The organism is Novosphingobium sp. BF6 (assembly GCF_058273105.1).
This window is the reverse complement of the sequence record NZ_CM177775.1, coordinates 112,621-131,121: the sequence shown is the minus strand read 5'-3', so window position 1 is coordinate 131,121 and position 18,501 is coordinate 112,621. Positions and strand designations below refer to the sequence as shown.

Below are 18,501 nucleotides of genomic sequence, written 5' to 3'. Positions count from 1 at the left end.
AAACCCATGGACCATTTTGCCCTGACCGACGGCGAGCTTTTCGCCGAAGACGTACCGCTGGCCGCGATCGCCCGCGAAGTCGGCACCCCCGTCTACGTCTATTCCCGCGCGACGATCAGCCGCCACGCCCGCGTCTTCCGCGAAGCGCTGGCCGAACTGCCCAGCGTCCACATCGCCTTCGCGGTGAAGTCCAACCCCAACCTTGCCGTGCTGCGCCTGCTGGCGAACGAGGGCTACGGCGCCGACGTCGTCTCCGAAGGCGAGATGAACCGCGCGCTGGCAGGGGGCATTCCGGCCGGTGACATCGTGTTCTCGGGCGTCGGCAAGACCCGCCGCGAACTGACGGCCGCGCTCAAGGCGGGAATCGGCCAGTTCAACCTCGAAAGCGAGGAAGAGGGCGTGGAACTGGCGGAAATCGCCGCGTCCCTCGGCCTGCGCGCGCCCTGCGCGCTTCGCGTCAATCCGGACGTCGATGCCCGCACCCACGCCAAGATCTCCACCGGCAAGGCGGACAACAAGTTCGGCGTCCCCTACGACCGCGCGGGCGGCATCTATGCCCGGCTCTCGGCCTTGCCGGGGCTGGAGATGAAGGGCCTTGCGGTCCACATCGGCAGCCAGATTTCCGACCTCGAACCCTCGCGCCTCGCTTTCCTCAAGATGGGCGAGCTGATGGCGGCGATCCGCGCCGAAGGCCACTCGGTGACGCACATGGACCTCGGCGGCGGTCTCGGCGTCCCCTACAAGGCAAGCGATTCGCTGCCGACCCCGCAGGACTACGGCGCGATGGTCGCCTCGGTCGCGAAGGACTGGGGCGTCACCCTGATGTTCGAGCCGGGCCGCGTGATCACCGGCAATTCCGGCGTGCTCGTCACCGAAGTCGTCCGCCTGAAAGAAGGCGTGGTGAATCCCTTCGTCGTCGTCGATGCGGCGATGAACGACCTCGCCCGCCCGGCCATGTACGATGCCTGGCACGATTTCGCGGCGGTGAAGCCCAATGGGAAGACGATGACCGCCAACATCGTCGGCCCGATCTGCGAAAGCTCGGATACTTTCGCGATGGGCCGCGAGATCGACGAAGTCGCGGCGGGCGATCTCGCGATCTTCCGCACTGCCGGGGCCTACGGCGCGACGATGGCCAACACCTACAACAGCCGCGCGCTGGTGCCCGAGGTCATGGTCGATGGCGACAAGTGGGCGGTGGTCGCCGCCCGCATCGAACCGGAAGCGATCCTCGCTGCCGAAACGGTGCCGGACTGGCTCGCCTGAGTCGGGCTTCGACAAGCAGGCATTGAATGGATAGGAACGGCGCGCTTCGCCGTTCCTTTTCGTTTGAGGTCCTGTTTTCATGATCGAGAGCCTGCCGCTGTTCCATCGCATCGCCGGTCGCCCGGTGGTCGTCACCGGCAGCGGAGAGGCCGCCGAGGCCAAGCGTCGCCTCGTCGAGCGGGCGGGCGGGCAGGTCGTCGCCGATCTTGCGCAAGGCATTGCCCAGGGCGCGCGGATCGCCTTCATCGCCGAGGAAGACGAGGGTGCCGCCCGCGCCGGGGTGGAGCAGGCGCAATCGGCGGGGCTGCTGGTCAATGCGCCGGACCGGCCGATGCTTTGCGATTTCACCGTGCCTTCGATTCTCGACCGCACCCCGGTGCTCCTTGCCATCGGCACGGGCGGGGCTTCGGCAGGGTTGGCCAAGCAGTTGCGCCTGCGGCTGGAGGCGCTGCTACCGCAGACGCTGGGCGCTCTGGCCCGCGCACTGCTCGCGGCGCGGCCTGCCTTGCGCGCCCGTTTTTCCGATCCGGGCGAGCGGCGGCAGGCGCTGGATGCGGCGCTGGGGCAGGGCGGGGCGCTCGATCCCCTCACGGACGCCGGGCCCGAGCGTGTCGCCGGGTGGCTGTCCGAGGCTGCCGATCCGGCGAGCGAGACGGTCGAGATCGTGCTGCGCAGCTCGGATCCCGATGACCTCACCCTGCGGGAGGCGCGCCTGCTGGGTTCGGCGGACCTCATTTGCCACGAGGTCGATGTGCCCGAGGCGATACTGGACCGCGCCCGCGCCGATGCGGGGCGCCGCGTGCTCGGCGAGGCTTATGAACAGCCGCGCGGTCTGCTGGTGATCCTGCGGGCGGCGCCGTGCCATTAACCACGAACGGTTGTGCGCATTATACAACAACCCCGTCGGCCGTTTTCGCTGGTTAAATTGGGGTTTAAAGTTTCAGGGAATTAACTCATTCAAAAGTCAGGTGTGCGGCATCATCTTCCCGGGCGGCGAGGGAAAGGCCGAAAGGGAAAGTCTTGCAACTACCTGACGTGATGACTCCGGAATTGCCGCAGATCGCATTTACCAGCATTCCGGACCTTGCCGGTTTCTCTCCGCATGAGCAGCCGACGGGGCTCCATGGTCCGCGACAGTGCCTGGAGGACAACCACGCGTTGCTGCTGCCCTGCCTCTACGAACTCCATCCCGGCACCTGAGGCACACCGCCGATGCAGGTGCATGAGGACCTGAAGGCGCTCGCGCAAGATGAAGAGGCATGGGTGCTGGGGCAGCGCGAACTGGCAAGGACGGTCGCCGACTGGCGTGCCTTACCCCATGTCGCACCGGTGCTCACGGCGTTGGAGCGCTTCGGCAGGGGGGCGGAACTGGAGGCTTGCGGGCCGCTTGCGGCGCTGTTCGAAGGCAATCGAGACGCGGCGGGCGCGCTGGTTTCGGAGCTGGTCAGGCGCGGCCTCGAGGCGATCGGCAGCTTTCCCCTCGGGCAATTGCCGTTCCGCCATGCCCACCGCGAGACGATGAACACTGTGTTGCTGGCCCATGCGGGAACCGCCACGCTGGCACTGGCAGTCTACGACGGGGAAGCGCTGGCGCGTGATCCGCCTCCCCTGACGGTGGAGTTCGCGCCCAAGCAGACATGGTCGCGCGTGCTCGCCGGGCGCGGGCGGGGAGACCGGATCTTACGTGATTCATCCGGCACGCTGCATATCGAGCCGGTTGCACTCGAACCCGGCGACGCGCTTTACCGCAACGGCGCGCGGGAGGCGTTCAAGCTCCAGGAGGTTGACGGGAGCCTCGTCGTGCTGCGGTTGCAGCGACTGGCCTCGCTGCATCGTCCGGTGCGCGCATTCGCTCTGGAGGACGGTGCCTTCCAGGGACAGGCGGCGCTGACCGCCGAGTACAACCGGCTGGAAATGGCCATGGCGGTACTGGCCGGTCTCGGGCGGCAGGATGCGGTGCCGGTGCTGTCGCGGATCGTCGACGGCATGGGGTCGGCAGCGCTGCGCTGGGAAGCGCTGCGCGCGATCCTCGCCATCGATACGCGCGCCGGGCTGGTGCTGCTGGGCACGGTGGCGGAGGGCGAAGACAGGGAACTGGCGGGTCCCGCGCGGGACCTTCATCGTTCCCTGATCGCACAGTGGCCAGAACTGGAAAGAGTGGCGCAATGGCGCGGATAATGACCTTGCGCGATCCGACGAGCGCCTCGCTTGCGGAATTCGTCGATGCCCTGTCGAGCTGGGGCTTCGACCCGCGTGACGAGGTGAGCCTGTCCCATGCGGCCAACTGGCTGCAACGTCTCGGCAACGACCGGAACTTTCTGGGCGACCTGCTGGTGGACCTGATCTCGGGGCTGGCGCCGGTTCCCGACGGCGCCGACGCGCTCGAAGGCGTCGGGCCGCAGTCGATCATGCTGGTGACGCCGGGACAGGGCAGCTTCTTTCTGAATGCCCGCATCTGGCCTTCCGAGCAGGACGCGCTCTACCGGGCCGGGGGACCGGAAGCGCTGGGTTATGGGCTGGCGCACGATCACACTGCCGACATTCTGGCGCTGGGCTATTTCGGGCCGGGCTATCGTTCCGACGAATTCGAATACGCCTACGAGGCCGTCGTCGGCAATGCGGGCGAGGCGGTTGATCTAGTGCCTCGCGGACGCCTCGTGCTCGAACCGGGGTGCTTGGTTCACTACCGGGCGCGGCGCGATGTCCATGTCCAGCATCCGCCGACCTCGCTCTCGGTGGCGCTGAACCTCGTGCATACGCAGGCGGTGCAGAGCTGGATGGACCGCTACGATTTCGACATCGCGAAGGGCACCGTCACCCGGCTGCACGGCCATGGCCCCAGCGAGAGCTTCCTGCGCATCGCCGTGGCACTGGGCGGGGAGGAAGCGCGCGATCTCGCCGCGCGCTTCGGCAAAGGGCATCCCAGCGATCGCATGAGGCTGGTCGCCTGGGAGGCGCTGGCGGCGCAGGCGACAAGCGCCGAGGCGCGCGATGCGGTCTGGCGCGAGGCGGAAGGTTGCGGCAGTCGGCTGGTTTCGACCGAAGCTCGGGTACGGCGGGCCGGAGCCTAGAACATCCCGCCCGCCAGGGCATCGATGGCCCCTTGCAGGATCACCGCCGCCGCGGCGGAATCGATCCGCGTGGCGCGTTTTGCGCGGCTCATGTCCTGTTCCAGCAGGCCCCGCTCGGCGCCGGAAGTGGACCAGCGCTCGTCCCAGAGCAGGATCGGCAGGCCCAATGCGCCGAGATTGCGGGCATAGGCGCGGCTCGACTGTGAGCGCGGGCCTTCGGAACCGTCCATGTTGAGCGGCAGGCCGATGACGATACCCTTGATCGAGCGCTCGCGGATAAGCTCCAGCAGCAGTTCGCGGTCGGCACCGAACTTGCCGCGCTTCAGCGTCTTGCCGGGCGAGGCGAAGCGCCAGCCTGCGTCGCAGAAGGCGGTGCCGATGGTCTGGGTGCCGAGGTCCAGCCCCAGCAGCGCTCCGCCGGATTCGGGCAAGGCATCGCGATAGTCCAGCGCGCTGGTGGTGATCACTGTGCCTTCTGCCATGTCGCAACCCGTCCTTCGAAATCCGCGCGAAGGTTCGCCCAGAAAAGGGTGACGTCATAGAGATGGTAGTTGTTTCCGGGAAGCACGTAAGGCCCCATGTTCAGCGCCGGAGGTGGTCCGATGTGGAGAAAATGATCGGGACCGCAGCTGGCTGGCACCGTCGCCTTCACAAGAGTGCCGCTGGCGCTGCGGGAATCGGGACGGAACTCGGGAACCAGCGTGCCGAGGTTGGTCGCGGCATCGGCGCTGCCGCCCTCGCTGCCGGTCAGCGGATTGGTGCAGAGGAACGGGCTTTCGGCCACGCCCTGCCCGTCCAGCCCGGTGCGGCGGCCATAAGCGCTGAGCAGCATCTTGGTGTCGGCGGGATCGGCGACCGAGAGCCAGGAGACGACGCAGCCGGTCTGCTTCGGGGCGGTGCAGGCCGGCAGGCCCATCTTCGGCAGGTCGTGGGCGAGCGAGACCGGCCAGCCGATCACGTAGGCGGCGATAATGCGCTTTGCGAGCGGCTTGTCCGCCACCCGGTCGCGCAGCACGCGGCGCAGCAGGAAGGCGCCCTGGCTGTGCCCGGCCACGACGATCGGGCGGCCGCGCGGCACGCTCTTCACGAACTGGTCGAAGGCAGCGAGCACGTCGGAATAGGCGAGGTCGATGGCCTGGTTGGCTTCCGGCGCGGCGGTGAGGAAGGCGCCGATCGCCGCCTGCCGGTAGCGCGGCGCCCAGATTTCGGCGCGGTTGAACGGGCTGGCCATGCCTTTCACGAAGAGCGCGGCGCGGTCCTGCGAGAAGGCGTCGGTCACGTCCCCGTTCCAGGCGCTGCGGGCGACGAGGCTGGTGGGGTGGACGAAGAACACCGCGACCCTGTATCGCGTCCTCGGCTTCTCCACGCCCGGCGGCAGCCAGCGCGAGGGATCGTCCGGCATGTCCGGCCGGGCCAGCCACATCTTCTGATCGCGCCAGGCCTCGGGGCCGAGCGCATCCTTGTGGGCATATTCGACGTTCGGAACGAAGGCGAGTTCTGTCAGGTCCTCCGACCATATCCGCAGGGCCACGAAGACCCCGATGACCAGGATCACGAGAATGGCGATGATGTAGAGGAACTTGCGGGCCATGGTTCAGGGTCTCGCCTGCCCGCAAGCGCCGGTCAAGCGGGGCTATCCGCGATATCGGCCGAGGCGCCGCCGCCGTTGCGGTCCGCCTCGCGCTCCAGCCAGATCTTGATCATCGCCACCAATGGGTCGGCAAGGGCGAGGCCGAGCAGGCCGAACAGCACGCCCATGATGAGCTGCGCCGCCAGCACCAGCGCGGGGGGCAGGTCCACGGTCTTGCGCGCGATCATCGGCACGATCAGGTAGCCGTCGATCAGGTGGATCAGCACGTAGACGATGATCGTGTAGATGCCCATCTCGTAGCCGCCGGAGAAGCCGACGAGGATCATGATCATCCCGGAAATCGGCGCGCCGATATTGGGCAGGAAGGCGAGCAGGCCGGTGATGAGGCCGAGCAGGGCGGCCATCGGCACCCCGTAGAACTGCAGCATGCCCCAGGTGAACAGGCCTTCCACGGTCATCCCGATCAGGCGGCCGAACAGCAGGCGCCGCAGAGCCTGGCCCATGATCGTGACGGTGCTCTCGAAATGGTCGCGGCGGTCGATCGGCAGCATCCAGCCGACGCCGCGCTGGTAGAGGCGCGGCTCCAGCGCGAAGTAGATGCCCAGCACCAGGATCAGGAACAGGGTGGTGACCACGCCGATCAGTCCGCCGACCACGCGGGTCACTTGCCCGATCCCGCCGACGGCCTCCTGCGCCATGCCGCGCAAATCGGTGATGCGCGGCTGGATGCCATGAGCGTGGAGCCAGCTCAGGCCGTGGCGGAACTGGCTTTCTATCGTCGCGGGCAGTTCCGCCGCCTGCATGGCGATCTGGCTGCCGGCGAAGCGTGCGACCCAGAGCAGGAACAGCGCCGCCAGCAACAGGACGAGCAGGACGCAGACGCCGCGGGGCAGCGGCAGGACCTTGCGGATCACCCGCGCGCCGCCGTCGATCAGGGCGCCGAAGACGATCCCGCCGAAGATGACGATCAGCGATTGCGAGAGGAAAACGGCCAGCGCCAGCAGCGCCGCCATGCCGATCCAGACGAAGGCCTTGCGCGCTTCGGTGCGGATCAGCGGATCGGAAATGTCGGTGGGACCGGCGCGTCCGGTGAGGTCTTCCTTGCGCTCCGGTCCCGAAGCCATCAGTTCCAGGCTTTCGCGGGATCGACCGGTGGGCGCAGACTGGTGAAAGAGCGGCCCGGACGCAGGGCGCCCCACCAGGTCAGCGGGTTCCAGCTCTGGGTGCCGTCCAGCGAGAAAGTGATGAACTCCGCCCGCCCGCCGACGTCGTAGAGGGGCACCGGACCGCCGAGGCCGCCGCCCGGACGGCCGAACATGTCGGTCTCGAACGGGGCGCGGCTATCCGCCGAGCGGTCGCGATCGTCGCCCATCAGGAAGATATGACCTTCTGGAACCGTGATCTCGGGGTAATTGTCCAGCTCCTGGTTCAGGTAGTCGATAACCTGATAACTGGCGCCGTTGGGCAATGTTTCACGGTAGGTCGGCATTTCGTAGACGTCCTTGCCGCTCGGCAGGCGGGTGCGGAACTGTTCGAAGCCGTCGTAGCAGTGGCCCGGCTCGGCATCGCCCTCGCAGGTCAGCGAATCGTCGGCGGCGATGCGGACCGGGGGAATCGTCTCGCGCGGCACGAACTTGCCGTTGAGGCGGATGCGGCCGTCGATCACGGCGATGCGGTCTCCGGGCAGGGCGACCACGCGCTTGATGAGGTCGGCCTTGCGGTTGCCGGGCACGACGATGACGATATCGCCGTATTCCGGGGTGTGACCGAGCAGACGCCAGGTGCTGCGCGGCAGCAGGTGGAAGCTGATCGAGGACCAGTTCCAACCATAGGGATACTTCGAGACCACCAGCCGGTCGCCCACCAGCAGTCCCGGCATCATCGAGATCGAAGGGATGTAGAACGGCTTGGCGATGAACGAATGGAACGCCAGCACGCCCAGCAGCATCAGCGCAAGCCCGCGCAGTTCCTGGAACCAGTTGACCTTTTCCGCTGCGGGCGGGGCCTTGGCGGGCATCTGGTTCATGGTCGGCTTGGGCTGTTGGATCATGTCCCGGAAATACTCGGCGTCAGGATTGGGGAAGGGGGCGCGCTTCGATGACCACGAAGGCCTGCGCCCATGGATGATCGTCCGTGAGCGTAAGGTGAACCACGGGTTCGTGTCCGGCCGGAGTCAGGGCGTCCAGCCGCGTTTTCGCGCCGCCGGTCAGGGCCAGGGTCGGCGCGCCGGAGGGGGCGTTGACGACGCCGATGTCCTTCATGAACACGCCCGCCTTGAAGCCGGTGCCGACTGCTTTGGAAAAGGCTTCCTTGGCGGCGAAACGCTTGGCCAGCGTGCCCGCGACGGTATGCGGACGGCGCGCGGCCTTGGCCTGTTCGAGGTCGGTGAAGACGCGTTGGAGGAAGCGTTCGCCGAAGCGATCGAGCGAGTTCTGGATCCGCTCGATGTTGCAGAGGTCCGAGCCGAGGCCGATAATCATGAAATTCCGGCTCCTTTCACCGAACCTCGTCCATCAACTGGCGCATCTTCTTCACGCTCGTTTCCAGCCCGCAAAATATCGCCTCACCGATAAGGTAATGGCCGATGTTGAGTTCCGCCAGTTGTGGAATGGCGGCGATCGGCTGCACGTTCTCGTACGTGAGGCCGTGTCCGGCATGCGGCTCGATGCCGTTCTTGGCGGCCAGCGCGGCCATGTCGACGATGCGGCGCAGTTCAACCGCGACCTGCTCGCCCTCGGCATGGGCATATTCGCCCGTGTGGAATTCCACGACCGGGGCGCCCAGCTTCATCGCCGCTTCGATCTGGCGCGGCTCGGGGGCGATGAACAGGCTGACCCGGATGCCCGCGTCCGACAGGCGCGCGACGATCGGGGCGAGGCGGTTGTGCTGCCCCGCCGCGTCGAGGCCGCCCTCGGTCGTGCGCTCCTCGCGCCGCTCGGGCACGATGCAGGCGGCATGCGGGCGGTGGCGCAGCGCGATTTCGAGCATCTCGTCGGTCGCGGCCATTTCGAGGTTGATCGGCAGCCCGGTGGCCGAGGCCACCCGCTCCAGATCCTCGTCGCGGATATGGCGCCGATCCTCGCGCAAGTGCACGGTGATGCCGTCACCCCCGGCCTGCGCCACGATCTGCGCGGCGCGGGCCGGATCGGGATGCTCGCCGCCGCGTGCGTTGCGGATGGTGGCGACATGGTCGATATTGACGCCGAGGCGCAGGCGGGAAGGGGTGAGGACGTTCATGCGCTCATCCTGGACAGAACGGAGGATCGGGCCTTCAAGCCGTTTACGGCTGGGCGCGGCTGCCGGGCTTGACCGCCGGGGTGGCGGCCAGTTCGGGCGGCAGTTCGTCTGGCGCGTACGTCGGGAAGTTGAGCGCCACCAGCGGGAAGAACGGTACGCCGAGGTCCACCGCACCGGCGGAGCGGTCGATCAGCGAGGCCGCCGCGATCACTTCGCCGCCGGCTTCCTCGATCGCCTTTATGGCTTCGCGGCTGGAGAGACCGGTGGTCACTACGTCCTCGACCATCAGCACCTTGTCGCCGGGTTCCAGGCTGAAGCCGCGGCGCAGTTCGAACGTGCCGGTCGGGCGCTCGACGAACATCGCGTCGACCTGAAGGGCGCGGCCCATTTCCTGGCCGATGATGACCCCGCCCATCGCGGGCGAGACGACCTTGGTGATGGCCTTGCGAATATCGTGCGGGAGTTTTGCCGCGATCGCGACAGCGAGTCGTCCGGCGCGGTCGGGGTTCATCAGAACCCGTGCGCACTGGAGATAGTAAGCGCTGTGCCGACCCGAGGAAAGCAGGAAATGCCCTTCAAGCAAGGCCTTGCTGGCGCGGAACTCGGCGAGGACTTCTTCTTCCTGCATCGGAGGTATTCCTTTGGTGCAATTTGCATGTGTTCTGGCGGGGTGCGAGGACCCCATGCGTCAAAAATCCCCTAGAGGCGCTTGAGACAGGCGGCAAGGCCGCGTATAGCCCCTTGTCAACGGGGGCAAAAAGCCTCCGAAATAGGGGTGCGCGCTTGGGAGGCGACTCACTTGCGCGATCATAAGAAAACGGAAGCGCTGTAACCATGATATTGGGCAAAACCGTTCTTACTTTGGGCGAGTCTGCGAAGGCCGTCGGTCGGTATTTCGTTGCAGCCATGGCGTTTTCGTCAAGTCTGGCAATCACTTCCGCAATCGCGGCGCCCGCCGCCGAGGCCGTTCCCGCAGCGGGCTACACGCCGATGAAGCCAACGCCGGGCATCGGCATGCCGGTGGAAGGCGGAATCGGCCTCCAGCAGCAATATTCCAAGCTTGGCGAATATGGCGAGTGGATCCACGACGGCGTGCTGATGCCGATCATCACGGTCATCACGCTCTTCGTGCTGCTGCTGATCATCATCATCGCGGTGCGGTTCAACCGCCGGGCCAATCCGGTGGCTTCGAAGACCAGCCACAACACCATTCTCGAAGTGGTGTGGACGCTGGTTCCGGTGCTGATCCTGATCGGCATCGCGGTCCCCTCGATCGATCTCATCGCCAAGCAGTACAAGCCCGCTCCCAAGGGTGCGCTGACCATCAAGGTCACCGGCAACCAGTGGTTCTGGACTTACGGCTACCCCGACAACGGCGACTTCGAGGTCGTCTCGAACATGCTCAACCTGCCCGGCCAGCCGACCATCAACAACGGCGTGCGCGAGGTAGGTTCCAAGCCCTGGGACGGCCCCTCGCACCTTGAGGTGGACAACCGCATGGTGGTGCCGGTGGGCGAGCCGATCCGGCTCCAGATCACCGCCGCCGACGTGATCCACTCGTTCGCGGTGCCCTCGCTGTGGTTCAAGCTCGACGCCGTGCCCGGCCGCATCAACGAGAAGGTGCTGCTGGTCGAGAAGCCGGGCGTCTACTACGGCCAGTGCTCCGAACTCTGCGGCGCAAAGCACGGCTACATGCCGATCGCGGTCGAGGCGCTGCCCCGCGCGCAATATGACGCCTGGGTCCTGACCCATGCCGGCGGCGTGATCGACGGCCAGAAGCCCGCTGCCGCAGCAGCAACAGTCGCGGCCCCTGCCGCAGTCGCCACGGAAGCAGCGTCAGAGGCCCCGGCCGCCGATGCTACTGCCGCAGCTACCGCCGAATAAGCGCGAATCGAAGGACAGGGCCTCTACCATGGCAACCACCGTTCCCGAGCATTTCCAGGGCAATGTGGATCACCACGCCCACACCGATCACGACCATAAGCCGAGCTTCTTCGCGCGCTGGTTCATGTCCACCAACCACAAGGACATCGGCACGATGTACCTGATCTTCGCGATCTTCGCGGGGATCATCGGCGGTGCCTTCTCCGGCATGATGCGCGTCGAGCTGGCCGAACCGGGAATCCAGTATCTGGATATCTTCGCCCGCTGGTTCGGTGCGACCAACCCGGACTTCAACTCGACGCTGCACGTCTGGAACGTGCTCATCACCGCCCATGGGTTGATCATGGTGTTCTTCATGGTCATGCCGGCGATGATCGGCGGGTTCGGCAACTGGTTCGTGCCACTGATGATCGGCGCGCCGGACATGGCTTTCCCGCGCATGAACAACATCTCGTTCTGGCTGACCGTGGCGGGCTTCATCTCGCTGTTGTGCTCCGCCTTCGTGCCCGGCGGCACGGGTCTCGGCGCGGGGACCGGCTGGACGGTCTATGCCCCGCTCTCGACCAGCGGCTCGCCCGGACCCGCGGTAGACTTCGGCATCTTCGCGCTGCACCTTGCCGGTGCCGGCTCGATCATGGGCGCGATCAACTTCATCACCACGATCTTCAACATGCGTGCCCCCGGCATGACCATGCACAAGATGCCGCTGTTCGTGTGGTCAGTGCTCGTCACCGCCTTCCTGCTGCTGCTCTCGCTGCCGGTCCTGGCCGCCGCGATTACCATGCTGCTGACCGACCGTAATTTCGGCACCACCTTCTTCGACCCCTCGGGCGGCGGCGATCCGGTGCTTTACCAGCACCTGTTCTGGTTCTTCGGCCACCCCGAAGTCTACATCATGATCCTGCCGGGCTTCGGCATCATTTCGCAGATCGTTTCGACTTTCTCGAAGAAGCCGGTGTTCGGTTACCTCGGCATGGCTTACGCGATGGTCGCGATCGGCGTGGTCGGCTTCATCGTCTGGGCGCACCACATGTACGCCACCGGCATGTCGGTGAACACGAAGATGTATTTCACCGCCGCCACCATGGTCATCGCGGTGCCGACCGGCATCAAGATCTTTTCGTGGATCGCGACGATGTGGGGCGGTTCGGTGGAGTTCAAGAGCCCGATGGTCTGGGCGATCGGCTTCATCTTCCTCTTCACCGTCGGCGGCGTGACCGGCGTGGTCCTGGCCAACGGCGGCGTCGACGACGTGCTGCACGACACCTACTACGTCGTGGCGCACTTCCACTACGTGCTTTCGCTGGGTGCGGTGACGGCGCTCTTCGCCGGGTTCTACTACTGGTTCCCGAAGATGAGCGGCCGCATGCACTCCGAGTTCCTCGCGCACGTCCATTTCTGGATCTTCTTCATCGGCGTGAACATGATCTTCTTCCCGATGCACTTCCTCGGGCTGCAAGGCATGCCGCGCCGCTATCCGGACTATGCCGAGGCCTACCAGCACTGGAACCACGTCGCGACGATCGGCTACATGGTCATGGCGACCAGCCTCGTCGTGTGGCTGATCAACATGATCTATGCCTACACGGCAGGCCGCAAGGCCGAGGACAGCTACTGGGGCGAAGGTGCCACGACGCTGGAATGGACGCTGTCCAGCCCACCGCCGTACCACCAGTTCGAGACGCTTCCGGTCATCGAGGAAGCCGCGCACCACTGATCCCATGCGCCGTCCCGGCGGATCGCCGGGGCGGCGCCCGATTCGCAAGGTCCTCGCTTTTCGGGGCCTCGTGGGTGTAAGGGGCCACCATCATGACGACAACGAGTCCCTCCCAAACCGCTTTCCTGCCCGCCGACTGGCGCGATCTACTGGCGCTGACCAAGCCGCGTGTGATGAGCCTGGTGATCTTCACCGGCCTCTGCGGATTGCTCGCCGCGCCTGAGCGAATTCATCCGGTTATTGCTTTCACCGCGATCCTCTGCATCGCCATGGGGGCGGGCGGTGCCGCCGCGCTCAACCAGTGGTGGGAGGCCGATCTCGACGCCGGGATGAAGCGCACGGCCAATCGCCCGCTGCCGCAGGGCCGACTCGACCGCACTACCGCGCGCGACTTCGCGGGCGTGCTCTGCGCGGTCTCGGTCTTCCTGATGGGCTTTGCGGTCGGCTGGCTGCCCGCCGCGATCCTGGCGATCTCGATCATCTACTATTCGGTGATCTACACGATCTGGCTCAAGCCGCGGACGCCGCAGAACATCGTCATCGGCGGCGGTGCCGGGGCCTTCCCGCCGCTGATCGGCTGGGTGGCGGTGACCGGCCATGTCACGCTGATGCCGGTCCTGCTTTTCGCGATCATCTTCTTCTGGACCCCGCCGCACTTCTGGGCGCTCGCGCTGTTCGTGAAGAGCGACTATGCCAAGGTCGGCATTCCGATGATGCCGGTCGTCGCGGGCGAGAAGGCGACGCGCCATCAGATCCTGATCTACGCCGTGCTGCTGCTGCCGCTTTCGGTGCTGCCGTGGTGGATCGGCGGAACCGGCGCGATCTACGGAATTTCCGCCCTGGTGCTGTCCTCGCTGTTCCTGGCGCTTTCCATCCGTGTCGGCCTGCGCGAGCGCAGCGGCGAGGACGACGCCATGAAGCCGGAAAAGCAGCTTTTCGCCTATTCGGTGCTCTACCTCTTCGCGCTTTTCGCGGTGCTGGTGGTGGATCGCTTCATCGTCCTTTGAAAGATCGCAGCATGAACGAAGCCAAGTCGTCCGATCCCAGAACCCCCGAGCAGATTCGCCGCAGTCGCAATCGGGTTCTGGCGCTCAGCCTGGCAGGCTTCGTGGTGCTGGTGTTCCTGATCTCGATCGCGAAGATGAGCTGATGGCCGAGGCCCCCGCCCTAGCTGTGCCCATCTCGCGCCGCAGCAACCGGCGCGTCGCTTTCATCGCCCTGTCGATGGCTCTGCTGATGCTGGGCCTCGGCTATGCCTCGGTTCCGCTCTACCGCATGTTCTGCCAGGTGACCGGCTACGGCGGGACCACCCAGCGTGCCGACGAAGCCAAGGCGGCGGGCGTGAAGGTGACCGACAAGACCATGTCGATCCGCTTCGACGCCAATGTCGAGCGCGGCATGCCGTGGCAGTTCAAGCCGCTCCAGCGCACTGACACGGTGACCATCGGCGAGCGTGACATGGCGCTTTTCTGGGCCAAAAACGATTCCGACAAGGTCATCACCGGCACCGCCAGCTTCAATGTCGAGCCGGAGCAGGCCGCGCGCTACTTTAACAAGATCCAGTGCTTCTGCTTCACCGAGCAGACGCTCCAGCCCGGCGAAGCGGTAAAGATGCCGGTGATCTACTACGTCGATCCGGCGATCCTGAACGATCCCGACAACAAGGACGTGGAGCAGATCACCCTCAGCTATACGTTCCACGTCACCAGCATCTCGGATGCAAAGACGCTGGACCACGGCGGCACGGGCGGTTAAGTCCCGGTACGGGATACAAATCACGGGGGGAGCATTACCCCACCGGAAGAATCGAACACGGAAGTCGAGAACGGGGACGAAGGCACCATGGCCGGTACAAAGAATCACGATTATCACATTCTTCCGCCGGACATCGCGCCGCTGGCGACCACCATCGGTGCCCTGACATTCACGTCGGGCATGGTCCTGTTCATGCATGACATGGCGGGCGGCAAGTTCGTGCCCTGGCTGGGCCTGGCGATCCTGCTGGCCTCGATGTTCATGTGGTTCTCGAAGATCATCAAGGAAGCCCATGCGGGCGACCACACGCCGGTGGTGCAGCTTCACCAGCGCTATGGCATGATCCTGTTCATCGCTTCCGAAGTGATGTTCTTCGTCGGCTGGTTCTGGGCCTTCTTCGATTTCTCGCTGTTCCCCTCGACCCTTGCGGAAGCGGTCGGCGGGCAGTGGCCGCCCAAGGCGATCGAGGCGGTGATGGACCCGTTCGACCTGCCGCTGCTCAACACGCTGATCCTGCTGTGCTCTGGCACAACCGTCACCTGGGCGCACCACGCGCTTATCCACGGTGACCGCGAGGGGCTGAAGAAGGGCCTCTGGGCGACGATCCTGCTCGGCCTGCTGTTCTCGTGCATCCAGGCTTACGAGTACATCCACGCCCCGTTCCCGTTCGGCCAGAACACCTACGGTTCGGCCTTCTACATGGCGACCGGCTTCCACGGCTTCCACGTCATCGTCGGCACCATCATGCTGATCGTCTGCCTGAAGCGCGCCTACAACGGCGACTTCACCCCGCGCCAGCACTTCGGTTTCGAGGCGGCGGCCTGGTACTGGCATTTCGTCGACGTGGTCTGGCTGTTCCTGTTCGTCGCCATCTACGTCTGGGGCGGCTGGGGTTATCCGACGCATTGAGGCGTTCACGATCGACGTTCGAAAAGAGGGCAGCCGGGCCAACCGCGTCTGCCCTCTTTCGCTTTCAACGAGTCGAGGAAGAGAGATGCGCCGAATTCCCGTCCTCGCCACGCTGCTGGTCCTAGCCGCAGTAGGCCTGATGATCGCGCTCGGCTTCTGGCAGCTCGATCGCCTCCGCGAGAAAAAGGCGCTGCTCGCGCACTATGCGGCGGCGCAAAATCTTGCCCGCGAAGTCGACTGGCCGCGCGATGCCGGGGGGCAGGAGGACCTGCTCTATCGCCATGCCCGGCTCGATTGCGTGGCCGTTGCCGGTCATTCGAGCATTGCCGGACGCAACGCCAGAGGCGAATCGGGCGCCGCGCAGACGGCCGACTGCACTCTCGCGGACGGTGCGCGGGCGCTCGTCGTCCTTGGCTGGTCGCGGCTGCCGACGGCGGCGGGGGGCTGGTCGGGCGGCGAGGTCCACGGCGTGATCGCGCCGGGGCCGCGGCTGGTGGCCTCGCCGCCGCTCGCCGGGCTGGACGCCAACGCCGTTCCCGACCCCGCCGACATTCCGAACAATCACTTCGCCTATGCGATCCAGTGGTTCGTTTTCGCGGCTACGGCGCTGGTGATCTATGCGTTGGCGCTGAGGAAGCGGCGCGCATCCTGAGCCGTGTTCCGGCATTTCACTTCGCGGGGCTTTAGGAATTGTTCTTGCCAAACCCCAACGACAGGCTTTTCATTTCGCGCCCCTGCGGCTAACCGCGCGGGTCATGGACTACATCAGCACCCGCGGCAGCGCACCGGCGCTCGACTTCGAAGGCGCCACGCTCGCCGGTCTCGCATCCGACGGCGGCCTCTATGTGCCGCGTGAATGGCCGCGCTTCTCGGCCGAAGAGATCGCCGCCATGGCGGGCCTGCCTTATGCCGAGCTGGCCGCGAAGATCATGTTCCCCTTCGTCGAGGGCAGCCTGACGTATGACCGTCTGCTGGAACTGACCACGCAGGCTTACGGTCGCTTCGCCCACAAGGCGGTGACGCCGCTGAAGCAGCTCGACGAGCAGCAGTGGGTGCTGGAACTGTTCCACGGCCCGACGCTGGCGTTCAAGGACGTGGCGCTGCAACTGCTGGGCCTGCTGTTCGAGGAGTTTCTCGGCCGTTCGGAGCGTAATCTGACCATCGTCGGCGCGACCTCGGGCGACACCGGCTCGGCCGCGATCGACGCCGTGGCTGGCCGCGCCAAGGTTGATATCTTCATGCTGCACCCCAAGGGCCGCGTGTCCGACGTGCAGCGCCGCCAGATGACCACGGTGCTGGCGCCCAACGTCCACAACATCGCCATCGACGGCTCGTTCGACGACGCGCAGGCCACCGTGAAGCGCATGTTCAACGACAAGGCGATGACCGATCGCTTCGCCATCGGCGCGGTGAACTCGATCAACTGGGCGCGTCTGATGGCGCAGGTGGTCTATTACTTCGCCGCCGGGCTCCAGCTGGGCGCGCCGCACCGCAAGGTCGCCTTCTCCGTGCCGACCGGCAACTTCGGCGACGTCTTCGCCGGCTATGTCGCCGCGCAGATGGGCCTGCCGGTCGAGAAGCTGATCGTCGCCACCAACGTCAACGACATCCTCCACCGCGCATTGGCCGAGGGCGACTATTCGCAGGGCACCGTCACGCCGACCGCCGCGCCGTCGATGGACATCCAGGTCTCGTCGAACTTCGAACGCCTGCTGTTCGACCTGAACGGTCGCGACGGCAAGGCGCTGGCCGAGCAGATGGCCGGGTTCGAGGCGACCAAGGCCATGCAGCTCACCAATGCGCAGCGTGAAGGCGCTTCCGCACTGTTCACCTCGGCGCGCACCGATGCCGACGAGATGGCGCAGGCCATCCGCTGGGCCTGGGAGAATTGCGGCGAGCTGATCGATCCGCACACCGCCTGCGGCCTCTTCGCAGCCCGCACTGCCGGGATCAATGCGAGCATTCCGGTCGTCACGCTGGCGACTGCGCATCCCGCGAAGTTCCCCGACGCGGTCGAACGCGCCACCGGCCAGCGCTCGGGCCTGCCCGCGCGCGTCGGCGACCTGTTCGAGCGTGAAGAGAAGTGCGTCGAACTGACTGGCGACTACGATTCGATCGCCACCTTCGTGGCCCAGCATGCGAGCCCGAAGATCTGATGGCACGCCTGGAAACCCAACCCGTCATTCTCGCCGGAGAGGGCTGGGACGATTACGGCCTTGTCGACTCGGGCCATGGCCGCAAGCTGGAGCGCTATGGCGACTACCGCTTCGTGCGCCCCGAACCACAGGCGATGTGGACCCCGCGCCTCGAAAACTGGGACGCGCACGGCGAATTCGTGCCCGGCTCGGACGAGGACGGCGGCGGCAGGTGGCTGTTCGACAAGCCGGTGCCGCGCGAAGGCTGGCCGCTGGCGTGGAACGAAGTCAGCTTCACCGCGCAGTGCACCCCGTTCCGCCATCTCGGTTTCTTCCCGGACATGGCGCCGGTGTGGGACTGGATGCGCGAAATGCTCGCGGACAAGGCCGACGCCAATACGCTGAACCTGTTCGGCTATACCGGGGTCGGCACGCTGGCGCTGTCGGCGCATGGCCCGGTCACGCATGTCGATGCCTCGAAGAAGTCGGTCGGTCAGGCGCGAGAGAACGCGGCGCTGGCGGGGCTGGAGGATCGCCCGGTCCGCTGGCTGATCGACGATGCCGCCAAGTTCACCGCGCGCGAAGTGCGCCGGGGCAAGCGTTACGACGGCATCATCCTCGATCCGCCGAAGTTCGGTCGCGGCCCCACGGGCGAGACATGGCGTCTGGAGGAGAACCTGCCCGGCCTGCTCGCCGATTGCCGCCAGCTTCTGGATGGCGACAGCAAGTTCCTGTTCCTGACCGTCTATGCCGTGCGCATGTCCTCGCTGGCGCTGGCCGGGCTGATGGAAGAACTGTTCCGGGATCTGCCCGGCACCATCGAGCACGGCGACCTCTCGGTGCGGGAAGACGTCCTTCGACAAGCTCAGGATGAGCGGGAAGGCCGCCTGCTGCCGACAGCAATTTTCGCGCGCTGGCGCAATAACGGCTAAAGGC

Annotated in this window: 21 protein-coding genes; 14 read left to right on the top strand and 7 right to left on the bottom strand. The window is 65.9% G+C overall.

Annotated features, from left to right (window positions below; all coding sequences use genetic code 11):
• Positions 1-6: 6 nt before the first annotated feature.
• The 5 genes from lysA to AC4D6D_RS00670 all read left to right on the top strand — a co-directional run bounded on the left by lysA (position 7) and on the right by AC4D6D_RS00670 (position 4,337).
• Positions 7-1,266 (top strand): diaminopimelate decarboxylase, encoded by a 1,260-nt coding sequence (gene lysA, locus AC4D6D_RS00690; RefSeq protein ID WP_491326089.1) that lies wholly within the window; start codon positions 7-9, stop codon positions 1,264-1,266.
• Positions 1,267-1,345: 79 nt separating this feature from the next.
• Positions 1,346-2,134, top strand: coding sequence for a precorrin-2 dehydrogenase/sirohydrochlorin ferrochelatase family protein (locus tag AC4D6D_RS00685; protein WP_491326088.1), 789 nt, complete (start codon positions 1,346-1,348; stop codon positions 2,132-2,134).
• Between the two features lie 167 nt (positions 2,135-2,301).
• A complete protein-coding gene (locus AC4D6D_RS00680; protein ID WP_222614130.1) occupies positions 2,302-2,466 on the top strand; it encodes a hypothetical protein in 165 nt (54 codons plus the stop codon).
• A 12-nt stretch (positions 2,467-2,478) separates the two neighbouring features.
• The gene (locus AC4D6D_RS00675) at positions 2,479-3,444 is read left to right on the top strand and encodes a hypothetical protein (RefSeq protein WP_491326087.1); all 966 of its coding nucleotides are present in this window, start codon (positions 2,479-2,481) and stop codon (positions 3,442-3,444) included.
• Positions 3,432-4,337 (top strand): transposase, encoded by a 906-nt coding sequence (locus AC4D6D_RS00670; RefSeq protein ID WP_491326086.1) that lies wholly within the window; start codon positions 3,432-3,434, stop codon positions 4,335-4,337. Before AC4D6D_RS00675 ends, AC4D6D_RS00670 begins: the two co-directional genes overlap by 13 nt.
• Here AC4D6D_RS00670 and ruvX read toward each other — a convergent pair.
• From ruvX to pyrE, 7 genes are read right to left on the bottom strand one after another with little or no spacing between them, the layout of a single operon-like run.
• Entirely contained in the window at positions 4,334-4,819 is a 486-nt protein-coding gene (gene ruvX, locus AC4D6D_RS00665) for a Holliday junction resolvase RuvX (RefSeq protein ID WP_147220676.1), read from the bottom strand. The genes AC4D6D_RS00670 and ruvX overlap by 4 nt on opposite strands.
• A complete protein-coding gene (locus tag AC4D6D_RS00660; RefSeq protein WP_491326085.1) occupies positions 4,801-5,928 on the bottom strand; it encodes a DUF3089 domain-containing protein in 1,128 nt (375 codons plus the stop codon). The genes ruvX and AC4D6D_RS00660 overlap by 19 nt, the downstream gene beginning before the upstream one ends.
• A gap of 32 nt (positions 5,929-5,960) precedes the next feature.
• Complete coding sequence (locus AC4D6D_RS00655; protein WP_491326084.1) at positions 5,961-7,052, bottom strand: AI-2E family transporter; 1,092 nt, start codon at positions 7,050-7,052, stop codon at positions 5,961-5,963.
• Positions 7,052-7,978, bottom strand: a complete 927-nt coding sequence (lepB, locus tag AC4D6D_RS00650; RefSeq protein ID WP_491326083.1) for a signal peptidase I — start codon at positions 7,976-7,978, stop codon at positions 7,052-7,054. The genes AC4D6D_RS00655 and lepB overlap by 1 nt, the downstream gene beginning before the upstream one ends.
• Before the next feature lie 19 nt (positions 7,979-7,997).
• Positions 7,998-8,408, bottom strand: coding sequence for a holo-ACP synthase (gene acpS, locus AC4D6D_RS00645; protein WP_491326082.1), 411 nt, complete (start codon positions 8,406-8,408; stop codon positions 7,998-8,000).
• 16 nt (positions 8,409-8,424) lie between these two features.
• Positions 8,425-9,165, bottom strand: coding sequence for a pyridoxine 5'-phosphate synthase (locus AC4D6D_RS00640; RefSeq protein ID WP_147220681.1), 741 nt, complete (start codon positions 9,163-9,165; stop codon positions 8,425-8,427).
• 43 nt (positions 9,166-9,208) lie between these two features.
• A complete protein-coding gene (pyrE, locus tag AC4D6D_RS00635; protein ID WP_147220682.1) occupies positions 9,209-9,793 on the bottom strand; it encodes an orotate phosphoribosyltransferase in 585 nt (194 codons plus the stop codon).
• Positions 9,794-10,071: 278 nt separating this feature from the next.
• Between pyrE and coxB the strand changes: the two genes are divergently transcribed.
• The 9 genes from coxB to AC4D6D_RS00590 all read left to right on the top strand — a co-directional run bounded on the left by coxB (position 10,072) and on the right by AC4D6D_RS00590 (position 18,497).
• Positions 10,072-11,049: a cytochrome c oxidase subunit II gene (coxB, locus tag AC4D6D_RS00630; RefSeq protein WP_491326081.1), complete on the top strand. Its 978-nt coding sequence runs from the start codon at positions 10,072-10,074 to the stop codon at positions 11,047-11,049.
• Between the two features lie 28 nt (positions 11,050-11,077).
• Entirely contained in the window at positions 11,078-12,766 is a 1,689-nt protein-coding gene (gene ctaD / locus AC4D6D_RS00625; protein WP_147220684.1) for a cytochrome c oxidase subunit I, read from the top strand.
• Positions 12,767-12,858: 92 nt separating this feature from the next.
• On the top strand, positions 12,859-13,773 hold the full coding sequence (locus AC4D6D_RS00620; protein WP_147220685.1) for a heme o synthase: 915 nt from the start codon (positions 12,859-12,861) through the stop codon (positions 13,771-13,773).
• Between the two features lie 11 nt (positions 13,774-13,784).
• Positions 13,785-13,916 (top strand): cytochrome c oxidase system small membrane protein, encoded by a 132-nt coding sequence (locus AC4D6D_RS00615; RefSeq protein WP_491326080.1) that lies wholly within the window; start codon positions 13,785-13,787, stop codon positions 13,914-13,916.
• Positions 13,916-14,521 carry a cytochrome c oxidase assembly protein gene (locus AC4D6D_RS00610; protein WP_491326079.1) on the top strand — a complete coding sequence of 202 codons (606 nt, stop codon included), beginning with the start codon at positions 13,916-13,918 and terminating at the stop codon, positions 14,519-14,521. The genes AC4D6D_RS00615 and AC4D6D_RS00610 overlap by 1 nt, the downstream gene beginning before the upstream one ends.
• An 87-nt stretch (positions 14,522-14,608) precedes the next feature.
• Entirely contained in the window at positions 14,609-15,430 is an 822-nt protein-coding gene (locus AC4D6D_RS00605; RefSeq protein WP_147220687.1) for a cytochrome c oxidase subunit 3, read from the top strand.
• 85 nt (positions 15,431-15,515) lie between these two features.
• Positions 15,516-16,082 carry an SURF1 family protein gene (locus AC4D6D_RS00600; protein WP_491326078.1) on the top strand — a complete coding sequence of 189 codons (567 nt, stop codon included), beginning with the start codon at positions 15,516-15,518 and terminating at the stop codon, positions 16,080-16,082.
• 103 nt (positions 16,083-16,185) lie between these two features.
• Positions 16,186-17,586 (top strand): threonine synthase, encoded by a 1,401-nt coding sequence (gene thrC / locus AC4D6D_RS00595; RefSeq protein WP_491326077.1) that lies wholly within the window; start codon positions 16,186-16,188, stop codon positions 17,584-17,586.
• Positions 17,586-18,497: a class I SAM-dependent methyltransferase gene (locus tag AC4D6D_RS00590; protein WP_491326076.1), complete on the top strand. Its 912-nt coding sequence runs from the start codon at positions 17,586-17,588 to the stop codon at positions 18,495-18,497. The genes thrC and AC4D6D_RS00590 overlap by 1 nt, the downstream gene beginning before the upstream one ends.
• Positions 18,498-18,501 lie beyond the last annotated feature (4 nt).